The organism is Synechococcus sp. H60.3, assembly GCF_047462295.1.
In the GTDB taxonomy this organism is placed as follows: domain Bacteria; phylum Cyanobacteriota; class Cyanobacteriia; order Thermostichales; family Thermostichaceae; genus Thermostichus.
Map to the genome: position 1 here is coordinate 13,231 of NZ_JANSIY010000035.1, position 9,834 is coordinate 23,064.

10 protein-coding genes are annotated in these 9,834 nt (G+C 61.6%); 4 read left to right on the forward strand and 6 right to left on the reverse strand.

Translation table 11 applies throughout. The annotated features are described in order from the left end of the window. On the forward strand, nt 1-597 hold a 597-nt coding region (locus tag NW841_RS05600), incomplete at its 5' end, for an NAD-dependent epimerase/dehydratase family protein (RefSeq protein ID WP_414385733.1). Here the strand turns inward: NW841_RS05600 and NW841_RS05605 are convergent. From NW841_RS05605 to NW841_RS05615, 3 genes are all read right to left on the reverse strand, one after another. Then, nucleotides 594-1,331 (reverse strand): DevA family ABC transporter ATP-binding protein, encoded by a 738-nt coding sequence (locus NW841_RS05605; protein WP_414385734.1) that lies wholly within the window; start codon nt 1,329-1,331, stop codon nt 594-596. The two genes, NW841_RS05600 and NW841_RS05605, sit on opposite strands and share 4 nt — an antisense overlap. A gap of 191 nt (nt 1,332-1,522) precedes the next feature. Beyond that, the gene (devC, locus tag NW841_RS05610) at nt 1,523-2,707 is read right to left on the reverse strand and encodes an ABC transporter permease DevC (RefSeq protein ID WP_414385736.1); all 1,185 of its coding nucleotides are present in this window, start codon (nt 2,705-2,707) and stop codon (nt 1,523-1,525) included. Between the two features lie 10 nt (nt 2,708-2,717). Beyond that, complete coding sequence (locus NW841_RS05615; RefSeq protein ID WP_414371883.1) at nt 2,718-3,872, reverse strand: ABC exporter membrane fusion protein; 1,155 nt, start codon at nt 3,870-3,872, stop codon at nt 2,718-2,720. Nucleotides 3,873-4,136: 264 nt separating this feature from the next. Here NW841_RS05615 and murC point away from each other — a divergent pair, with 264 nt between their 5' ends. From murC to NW841_RS05630, 3 genes are all read left to right on the forward strand, one after another. Continuing rightward, the gene (gene murC, locus NW841_RS05620) at nt 4,137-5,669 is read left to right on the forward strand and encodes a UDP-N-acetylmuramate--L-alanine ligase (RefSeq protein ID WP_414385738.1); all 1,533 of its coding nucleotides are present in this window, start codon (nt 4,137-4,139) and stop codon (nt 5,667-5,669) included. Further along, nucleotides 5,666-6,598, forward strand: a complete 933-nt coding sequence (gene murB / locus NW841_RS05625) for a UDP-N-acetylmuramate dehydrogenase (protein WP_414385741.1) — start codon at nt 5,666-5,668, stop codon at nt 6,596-6,598. The genes murC and murB overlap by 4 nt, the downstream gene beginning before the upstream one ends. Nucleotides 6,599-6,746: 148 nt before the next feature. Next, the gene (locus tag NW841_RS05630) at nt 6,747-7,526 is read left to right on the forward strand and encodes a DUF3598 family protein (protein WP_414385743.1); all 780 of its coding nucleotides are present in this window, start codon (nt 6,747-6,749) and stop codon (nt 7,524-7,526) included. Here NW841_RS05630 and NW841_RS05635 read toward each other — a convergent pair. The 3 genes from NW841_RS05635 to NW841_RS05645 form a co-directional block, all read right to left on the reverse strand. Beyond that, entirely contained in the window at nt 7,492-8,274 is a 783-nt protein-coding gene (locus NW841_RS05635) for an alpha/beta hydrolase (RefSeq protein WP_414376990.1), read from the reverse strand. The two genes, NW841_RS05630 and NW841_RS05635, sit on opposite strands and share 35 nt — an antisense overlap. Before the next feature lie 47 nt (nt 8,275-8,321). Further along, nucleotides 8,322-9,095 carry a ZIP family metal transporter gene (locus tag NW841_RS05640; RefSeq protein ID WP_414385745.1) on the reverse strand — a complete coding sequence of 258 codons (774 nt, stop codon included), beginning with the start codon at nt 9,093-9,095 and terminating at the stop codon, nt 8,322-8,324. Between the two features lie 322 nt (nt 9,096-9,417). Continuing rightward, on the reverse strand, nt 9,418-9,834 hold a 417-nt coding region (locus NW841_RS05645), incomplete at its 5' end, for an aspartate-semialdehyde dehydrogenase (protein WP_414385746.1).

Consider the following 9,834-nt stretch of genomic DNA (forward strand, 5'->3'; position numbering starts at 1 on the left):
CCCGTCCCCTTCAAGGAAGAGGATCTCTGGAATGGCTACCCGGAGGAGACCAACGCCCCCTACGGCATTGCCAAGAAAGCCTTGCTGGTGCAACTGCAGGCCTACCGGCAGCAATATGGCTTCAACGGCATCTACCTCCTGCCGGTGAACCTCTACGGCCCCATGGACAACTTCGATCTCGAAACTTCCCACGTGATCCCGGCCTTGATCCGCAAGGTGCATGAAGCCCAACAGCGGGGCCAGAACTACGTGGAGGTGTGGGGAGATGGCAGCCCCACCCGCGAGTTTTTCTACGCCGAAGATGCCGCCCGCGGCATTCTCCTGGCCACCCAGCTCTACAACAGCTCCGAGCCCCTGAACCTGGGCACCGGAGAGGAGATCTCCATTCGGGATCTCATTGCCCTCATCTGCGAGCTGATGGAGTTTCGCGGCGAGATCCGCTGGCAAACGGACAAGCCCAACGGCCAGCCGCGCCGCTGCCTGGACATCTCCAAAGCCCGTGAGAGGATTGGTTTTGTGGCCAAGGTGGGGCTGCGGGAGGGGCTGCAGCGCACCATCGACTGGTACCGCCGCCACGCCTCCAACGGGGCAAACTAGGCAAGGGGCTGGCTCTCCAGTCGTCCATCCTCCATGTGCAGCACCCGGTCGGCGATGTCGAGGATGCGGTTGTCGTGGGTCACCATCAGGATGGTGCAACCCTGCTCCCGCGCCAACTTCTCCATCAGGGTCACCACCTCGCGGCCCGACTTGCTGTCCAGGGCTGCCGTCGGCTCGTCGGCCAGCACCAGTTTGGGGTGGCTGACCAGGGCCCGCGCAATGGCCACCCGCTGCTTCTGCCCACCCGAAAGTTGTTCGGGGTAGTAGTGGACGCGATCCTCGAGACCCACCGCCGCCAGCATCGCTTCCGCCCGCTCTTGGGCTTCCTGGGCGGAAAGGCCGTTGTGCAGCTCCAGAGCCATACGCACATTTTGAGCTGCCGTCAGGGAGCGCAGCAGGTTGTGGGCCTGGAAGATGTACCCCACCTGGCGGCGGATCTGGATGAGGGTGTTGGGCTGGGCGCCCCGCAGCTCCTGCCCCAACACCCGCAAGCTGCCCTCCTGCACCGAGCGCAAAGCCCCCAGGAGCGTGAGCAGCGTGGTCTTGCCGGAGCCGGAGGGGCCGGTCAACAACACGATCTCCCCCGGCTGCAAAACGAAGTTGATGTCAAAAAGCACTTGCTTGCGCAGGGACCCCTCGCCAAAGTAGTGGTTCACCCCTTCGGCTTTGACCACCGGCTCAACGGCATTTTGGGTGGAGGCGAGGGCGGCTTGATCGAGAAGGAAAGGCAGCATAGGGAACTCAAAATCTCAAACAACTTGGGTTGACAACTTATCGTGGGCCATCGTGGGAACTGCCGCGATTGAACCCTCCAGAAACCTTTGGCCGAAGGCCTTTAAAGGGATCCCAGAAGCTTTTGGGCAGTTGAGTTCAAGCCATTCAACAATCCATTCCCCCCTCCCCCATGCAACGCCTTGCCAAAACTTTAGAAGATATCGGCGGGATCGGCTGCCCGCAGCCGCCGCACGGCAATGGCCCCTGAGATAAAGCACATGCTCACCGTCAGGAGCAGCACCAGCACCGCCCGGCTGAAGGTCATGGCAATTGGCAGCAACGTGGCATTGGCCGTCAAATCGTAGAGCAAAACCGCCAGGGCAAAAGCGGGAATATATCCCAGACCGGCCAGCAAAATAGCTTCTTGAAACACCACCCCCAGCAAGTAAGTATCCGTGTAGCCCATGGCCTTAAGGGTGGCATATTCTGCCAGGTGATCCGACACATCGGTATAGAGGATCTGATAGACAATCACAATGCCGACGATGAAACCCATGGCCACCCCCAGGCCGAAAATAAAGCCGATGGCCGTGCCCTCCTCCCAGTAGCTTTGCTCCATATCGATAAACTCTGCCCGCGACAGCACCCGCACATCCTCCGGCAGGAAGGCCCGCATCTGCTGCACCAACGGCTGGGGATCCACCCCCGGCTGCAGTTGCACCACACCGATATCCACGAGGCCGCGCTCCCGCTGGGGAAAAATGCGCAGGAAGTTGAGGTCGCTGGTGAGGATGGTGCCGTCGGCGCCAAAGGTAGCCCCCATCTCAAACAGACCCCCCACCTGGACGCGGCGGTTCCCCACCTCGGTAAAGACCTCTCGACCGGACTCAAACCATTCCGGGATGGGGCCAAACTCGCTGCGGGAGCGGCGGTCGAAGAGCACCACGTCCGCCTTCTTGATCTCCTCCAACTTGTCGGGGGTCAGCTCCGGCAACTCCAGCAGGTCGGCAGAGGGATCCACCCCCACCACAAAGATGCTGCGGGTGCGGCGGGTCTGGGGGTTTTTCCAGAGGGCAAAGCCTACATAGACGGGCGAGATGGCCCGTACCCCCTCAAAGCCCAGTGCCTGGTACAGCCGCCGCTGGGAAAAGGTGTTCATGGCAATGAGGGCGTTGGACTGGGGGCTGACCAGGAAGATCTCCCCTTTGAGGGCGACGTGGAAGCGGATGGCGCTCTCCAGCAGGCTGTCTTGGAAGCCCAACTGCATGAACATAAGGATGCAGGCAAAGGCAATGCCCGCCAGGGCCACCAGCAGGCGGATCTTCTCCCGCGTCAACTGCAGCCAGGCCAACGGGATGCGGCGCCCGATAAACGCTACGCTGAACAAGCCGGACATCGTCCCCCCCCTACCCCTCGACCTCGATGGCCACATCCACTTGCAGGTTGGTCAGGCCAGCCACGCGGGCGCTGCTTTCCGGATCCAGGCGGATATACACCTCCACCACACGCGCATCCACATCGGCGGCGGGGTCGGTGTTGAGCACATCTTTCTTGCCGATTTGCAGGCCCAGGCGCTCGACCCGGCCCTGCAGCGTTTCTGGCAGCGCGCGGTTGCTGATGGTGGCCCGTTGTCCGGGCCGCACCCGCAGGATGTCGGTTTCGTAGACCTCCGCCACCACCATCATCTGGTCGGTGTTGCCCAGCTCGAGGATCCCTTTGTCGGCAGCGATAACTTCCCCAGGATGGGTGTGGATCTTGAGCACCTGGCCGGCCCGGGGGGCGCGGATGAGGGTGCGCTCCAGGCGGGCTTCTGCCAGCTCCAGGTTGCGGGCCAGGGATCCCAGTTGCACTTGCGCTTGGGCCCGCCTCAGCCCTGCTTCAGCGGCTTGCACCTGGGCTTGGGCGTTGCGCAGATCCCGCTCGCGGGCCAGGCGCAGTTGATCCAGAGTGGCCTCAGCGGCCCGCAAGTCCTCCTGCCGTTGCCGCACCAGCAGAGCCTTCTGGTCTAGCTCCTGCTGGGAGATAGCCCCCTCCTGCCACAGGGTCTGAAAGCGAGCCAGGTTGGCCTCAGCATCGGCCAGCTCCGCCCGAAGGCGCTCCACCACCGCTTCCTGGGATCGGATCTGCAACTGTTGCGGTTCGTCTAGACGGTTGAGGCGGGTGCGCGCCTCTTCAACTTGGGCTTGGCCAAAGCGGGTCTCGGCCTCTAGTCGGGCGCGGGCTTCTTGCAGTTGGGCAGCAGCATACTCCCGCTCCGCCAGGCGCTCGCCATAGTTTTCCAGTCGCGCCAACACTTGGCCTGCCACCACGCGATCCCCTTCAGCTACCAACAGCTCTCCTAACCGCTCTCCCGGGGGGCCGGCCACCCGCACCACTTCTCCTTCCGGCTCCAGGCGCCCCAGGGCGCCAATACGGGGAGGTAGCCGCGTTTCCTCCGTTGCCTCTGCATTTGCTTCTGATACGGATTGGGTGGCCGCCTGCTGGCTCAGTCCCAGCCAGGCCAGCCCGGCTCCGGCCAGCAATCCAGCTCCCGCAATAGACCAGAGTAGCCGCTGATTCATCGTTCCCTGCCCGTTTAGTTTTGCGGTTGGGGACGGTCGTTACAGTTGCAATTCTTTAATAAATGTAAAGTTTATGGGGCGAGGATGTCCAGGTTTTTCTCATGTGTTTATTTTTCGGGTACTTGTTTTTCTTCGGCTGATCTTCGGTTGTCGGCCTCCGTCGGCTACCTAACCCAAGGGATTCCTGATATGATCTGGCCTGTTCGGGGCCCTTCTGCAGGTGCCAATTTCTAGGTGTGGTGCGAGGAGTGAGGTGGAGTTGCGATGGTGGAAACAGTTGCAGGGGAAGATCCCGTTGTGCCGGCGCCAGCTCGTTCTCCATCTCTGCCTGCCAAAAATTTGGATCCGTTAAAGCCGCTACTGCCGGCTTACCACTTTGTTGGGATCGGCGGAGTGGGGATGTCGGCCCTAGCCTACATTTTGGCCAAGCAGGGGTTTCGCGTTTCCGGCTCAGATATTGCCGCCAATGGCCGTACCCGTCGCCTGGAAGCCTTGGGGGTACGCTTTATTCAGGGCCACACTCTAGAGGGTTTGGCCGGGGATCCCCAGGTGGTCTATTCCAGCGCCATCCGTCCCAGCAACCCGGAATTGGCAGCGGCTCTAGACAAGGGATTAAAAGTTTGGCATCGAGCCGATTTACTGGCCGCCTTGTTTAACCATCGCCCCAGCATTGGTGTAGCAGGCACCCATGGCAAAACCACCACCAGCAGCATGATTGGCTATGTGCTGCTGGCCGCGGGCTGGGATCCCACCTTGATTATCGGTGGGGAGATGGATGCCTGGGATGGCAACGCCCGTCTGGGCCAGGGGGAATATTTGGTGGCGGAGGTGGATGAGTCGGATGGATCCCTGGTGCGGCTTTACCCCAAGATTGGCGTGATCACCAACATTGAGCTAGATCACCCGGATCACTATGCCAATCTGGAGCAGGTAATCCGGGCCTTTCAGCAGTACGGGCAGCAGAGCCAAACCCTGGTGGCTTGCCTAGATTGCCCCAACGTGGCCACCCACCTGGCGGTGGACATTGGCTACAGCCTGGCCGGCCATCCCCAAGCCCAGTACCAGGCGCGCGAGATCGTCTATGCCGCGGACTTTACCTCCGCCGAGATCTGGGAGAGGGGATCCCTCCTCGGCCAGCTCCGCCTGCAGGTACTGGGATCCCACAACCTCAGCAACGCTTTGGCCGCCGTTGCCGTCGGGAGGCAGTTGGGCTTGGAGTTCCCCGTGATTGCCTCTGCTCTGGCCCAGTTTCGGGGGGTGCAGCGCCGCTTTGAAGCCAAGGGCGAGGTGGGCGGGGTCACCTTTATCGACGACTATGCCCACCATCCCAGCGAGGTTCGCGCCACGCTGCGGGCGGCCCATCTGCAGCAGCGGCGGGTGGTGGCGGTGTTTCAGCCCCATCGCCACAGCCGCTTGGCCGCCTTGTTCCAAGATTTTGCCCGCTGCTTCGAGAATGCAGATGTGGTGGTGATCGTGCCCACATACGGGGCCGGAGAGCCGGCGCCGGAGCGTTCTGACAGCTTGCGGTTGGCCGTGGCGGTGGCGGAGCACCATCCCCAGGTGCGCTATGTGTCTTCTTTGCGGGAATTGCCGCAGGTGTTGGCCTCTGTTTTGCAGCCTGGAGATCTCGCCATTTTTTTGGGCGCAGGCGATCTCAATCAGCAGATAGCCGCTACGATGCGGGCCTATGCGGCTCGGGTGGGGGAACAGCCTCTGGCAGACTTGGGGGAGAAATTGCCGGGGCAAGCGGAGAATGGGATCGGGGAGATGGGGGCTTCTGAGGTATTGGCATCATGACTACAGCTCCCTGCGTGCCCAATGCCTCCTGCGTTGCCCGGCTTTCTGGGCGGATGCAAGCGGGGATCCCGTTGGCTCCTCTGACCACCTTCCGCGTGGGTGGCAAGGCGGAGTGGTATTGTGAGCCCGGCAGCAACCTGGAGCTGCAGCAGTGTTTGGCCTGGGCGCGGGCCGAAGGGATCCCTGTCACCCTGTTGGGGGCAGGTAGCAACCTGCTCATCAGCGATGCGGGGTTGAGGGGGCTGGTTGTCCACACCCGGCGTTTGCGCGGGCTGCAACTGTTGGAGGGGGGAAGGATCTGGGCCGCTGCCGGAGAACCTTTGGTCAACCTGGCGCGGGTAGCTGCCAAGCGGGGCTGGAGCGGCTTGGAATGGGCAATTGGGATCCCAGGCACACTGGGGGGAGCGGTGGTGATGAATGCCGGCGCCCATGGGCGCGCCATGGCAGATGTGCTGGTGGACGTGCAGATTTTGGATGAAGAGCAGGAGCCCTGCCGCTTGGAACCTGCTGACTTGCAATTTGGCTACCGCCGCTCTCGCCTGCAAGACTTGCCCTGGACGGTGACGGGGGCAACGCTGCAGTTACTCCCAGGCCGGGATCCGGCCCAGGTGCAGTGGGAAACCCAGCGCAACCTCAACCAGCGCCTCAGCTCTCAGCCCTACCATCTACCCAGTTGTGGCAGCGTCTTTCGCAACCCCGAAACCTACCCTGCCGGCTGGTTAATTGAGCAGACCGGTCTAAAGGGCTACCGGATTGGCGGGGCCCAGATCTCCGAGCGCCATGCCAACTTCATCCTCAACTGTGGCCAGGCCAGCGCCAGCGACATCTATCGCCTGATTCGCCTGGCGCAGGAAAAGGTTTATCAGCAGTGGTCAATACTTCTGGAGCCAGAAGTACGGATTCTAGGCTCCTTTAAGGAAACTGGTTAGAGGGCCAGTACCCCGCAATGGTTGCTTCGAAGGAGCCCCTGGGGGTTGCCACCCACTCCAGAGCTAGCCAAACCATAGGCAAGCGGCGAGCCAAAGAGAGAGTACTCCCCCGGGGATTCTTCCCCGTCCGCAACAGTTCCATCGCTTTATGAAAACCCAGAGACAGTGTCTAGCTTTGCACCTAGGAACATGGCAGGGCCTCTTTTCCAACTACCGACCCACGGCTCATGGCTGGGAGCTGGCGGGCCAAAAGCGCAGCCTCATCACCTTTGAAGCTTTGGATTTGGGCGGGATCCGCCAAACCAATGCCTACTACCCCCTAGAGGGATCCCCTACCCCCGAAAGCCACCAGAGCTGGGTTTATCAGGATTTCTCGCCCGGCTTGCGCTTTTTCCCCGATGGCTCCTTTTCCAACGGGCGGCTGCAACTGGCGCCATTTGGCGATTTTGCTGTCGAGCAGGGCTTCCTCTGGGGGGATCGCAAGGCGCGGCTGGTGCAACAGTGGGACGCCCAGGGCCGCTTGGTGGGGGTGACCGTCATCTTGGAGCGGCGCGGCCAAGCGCTGGATCTTGCTGCCAACTTTCCCTCACTTACTAGGGCGCAACTGGGCCTGGCCCTGCAAGGGCGATGGCGGGGGATCGCCCAGAGCTTTTCTGCCACTGACAGCCTGCTCAGCGAAACTGAGGTGTGCTTTTCAGAACCAGACTGGATCAGCCCCTGGGATCCCTTGCCGGGAGGGCTATGGATTGGCGGGCCGGATCCCTTGCCCATCCCTACCCTGCATCGGGATCGCCGCTTTTCCGTCAGCCTAGGCTGGTTTCCGGAAGGGCCGGAAGGCCGCCACCTGCTGCACTTGGTGCGCGACTACGACGAGCGTGGCGCCTGGCAACGGGTTACGCTGATCCGGCTGGAGCGGGATCCTGGGTGAGAAAAGCGCAGACCTGGGCAAACACCGTCTCCCGCTCACAGTCCAACGTGAGAATGTGGTCGGAGTGCTCCAGCCAATGCAGGCTCTTCTGGGCGGATCCCAGTTCTTGATAAAGCCACGCTGCTTGTTCAGGATCCACCACCGTATCTTGGCGCGGCTGCAGGATGAGGGTGGGAACCTGGACACTGGCCACCTCCCCCTTGACCCGCTCGATGAGCTCAAGGGCGCTGCGCACTGCCGTCAGATTGAAGCTGCGAAAATAGGCCACTTTTTCTGCCAAAGCGCGGACATCGCCATCCCGAATCGCTAGGCGAAAGCGAGGGACATCTTCCAAGAGCCAGCCCAGGCTGTTGAGGTACTGCTCCGGGCGAAAGAGATAGTACCAGTGGTGGCGAATGGCAAAAAACGGCGCCAGCAGCACCAATTTGTGGACAGGATGGGCAAAGGCCAGGTGCAGCGCCAACAGGCAGCCGGTGGAAAACCCCACCAGCGAAACACGCGGGTACTCCTGCCGCAGGGCTAGGTAATGTTCCAAAACCCGCCCGTACCAGTCGGTCCAGCGGGAAGGGGGCATGCGGGGTGCTGGACGCTCGTGGCCAGGGTAGTTAAACCCCTGCACCGTCAGGCCGGCTGCCAGCAACCGCTCCGCCAGCCACTGCAACTCGTAGACGCCACCCCCCAACCCATGGAGCAGCAGGCAGGCGTGCTCCCTTGATCCCCGCCACAGAAAAGGCTCGTTGCTCAGCATCAAAACCTCGCCTCAAGACTTGACCCAGGTCAGGACAGGATCCCTTTTTAACCCAGAGCAATATCCAGCAGCAGCATCACCACAAACCCACTGAGAACGCCAAAGGTGCCCTCCCGCTCCAGCCCCTGCCGATGCGACTCGGGGATGATCTCATCTGAGATCACAAACAACATTGCCCCGGCGGCAAAGGCCATGCCCCAGGGCAACAAGGACTGCGCCAGAGAAACCACTGTCGCTCCCAGGATGCCGCCGATGGGCTCCACCAGCCCGGTCAGCAGGGCAATGGCAAAAGCAAATAGCCGCGAGTACCCCTGGCCTACCAGCGACAAGGCCACCACCAGCCCTTCCGGCATGTTCTGCAGGCCGATCCCCAGTGCCAGCACCAACCCATCGCCGACTTGGCCGGTGGCAAACCCCACCCCCACTGCCAGGCCTTCTGGGAAGTTGTGCAGGGCAATGGCGATGATAAAAAGCCAGATCCGCTTTAGATGGGCGCGGTTCTCCCCTTCGATCCCTTTAAAGAAGTGCTCGTGGGGAAGAAACTGGTGGGCACTCTCCAGGAAGATCGCCCCCAGCAACAGGCCCGCCACCATCACCACGGCCGCCCCCAACTGGGAATATCCCAGTGCCAGCGCCGCCTCGGTGCCCGGCACCAGCAGCGAAAACGAGGTGGCGGCCAACATCACCCCACCCCCAAACCCCAGCAGGATCCCTTGCACCCTCGCCGAGAGCGAGGGGAGAAACAGCGCCGGCAAAGCCCCCAGCCCCGTTGCTAACCCGGCCACAAAGCTGGCCAGGGATCCCGTTGCAATTGGATGCACAAGCCACTCTCCGCCAAGGCCCAATGCCTCTTAATTTTCCCCTTTTTCTGGTTAATTCCCATCCACCGGCTCTTTTTCCTCGACGGCTGAAGATGGTTCTTTGGCTGCTGAGGCACAGCTTGCGACCTTCCCCACCAGCGTCGTAGGCTGGGGATCCCTGCTCTGGAGCTCGTTACCCTGCTAGGCACCAGACAACCCGGGTGTCAATGTTTTTCGTCACTTTCAATAAACTCGTCTTGGTGCTAGGCTCTCTGGAACTGAGCTGCCGCTCCTGCGGAAAACGCGTTGCCGATTACAGCGTCTAAAGGTGTTCAGCTTGCAGTTAGTCCTTCAAAAGCAGCTCGGCAATTTGAATGGCGTTGAGGGCTGCTCCTTTGCGGATCTGATCCCCGCACAGCCACAGCTCTAGGGCTTTGGGCTCGGAGATGTCCTGGCGGAGGCGGCCCACGGCCACTTCGTCTTTGCCGGCTACATCAATGGGCATGGGGAAGCGGTTGCGTTCCCAATCTTCGATAAGCACCACCCCAGGAGCCTGGGCCAGAATTTGTCGGGCTTGTTCCACCGGGAAGGGCTGCTCGAACTCCAGGTTGAGGGCCTCGGCGTGGGTGCGCAGCACCGGTACCCGCACGCAGGTAGCCGTCAGCCGTAGGTGGGGGGATCCCATAATTTTGCGGGACTCGTTGACCATCTTCATCTCTTCCTGGCAGTAGCCGTTTTCTTGCAGAGGGCTGTTGTGGAG

Excerpts from the sequence above, each read along its gene's own strand:
- NW841_RS05605 (WP_414385734.1), bottom strand. The coding sequence starts at position 1,331 with ATGCTGCCTTTCCTTCTCGATCAAGCCGCCCTCGCCTCCACCCAAAAT.
- devC (WP_414385736.1), bottom strand. The coding sequence starts at position 2,707 with ATGTCCGGCTTGTTCAGCGTAGCGTTTATCGGGCGCCGCATCCCGTTG.
- NW841_RS05615 (WP_414371883.1), bottom strand. The coding sequence starts at position 3,872 with ATGAATCAGCGGCTACTCTGGTCTATTGCGGGAGCTGGATTGCTGGCC.
- murC (WP_414385738.1), top strand. The coding sequence starts at position 4,137 with ATGGTGGAAACAGTTGCAGGGGAAGATCCCGTTGTGCCGGCGCCAGCT.
- murB (WP_414385741.1), top strand. The coding sequence starts at position 5,666 with ATGACTACAGCTCCCTGCGTGCCCAATGCCTCCTGCGTTGCCCGGCTT.
- NW841_RS05630 (WP_414385743.1), top strand. The coding sequence starts at position 6,747 with ATGAAAACCCAGAGACAGTGTCTAGCTTTGCACCTAGGAACATGGCAG.
- NW841_RS05635 (WP_414376990.1), bottom strand. The coding sequence starts at position 8,274 with ATGCTGAGCAACGAGCCTTTTCTGTGGCGGGGATCAAGGGAGCACGCC.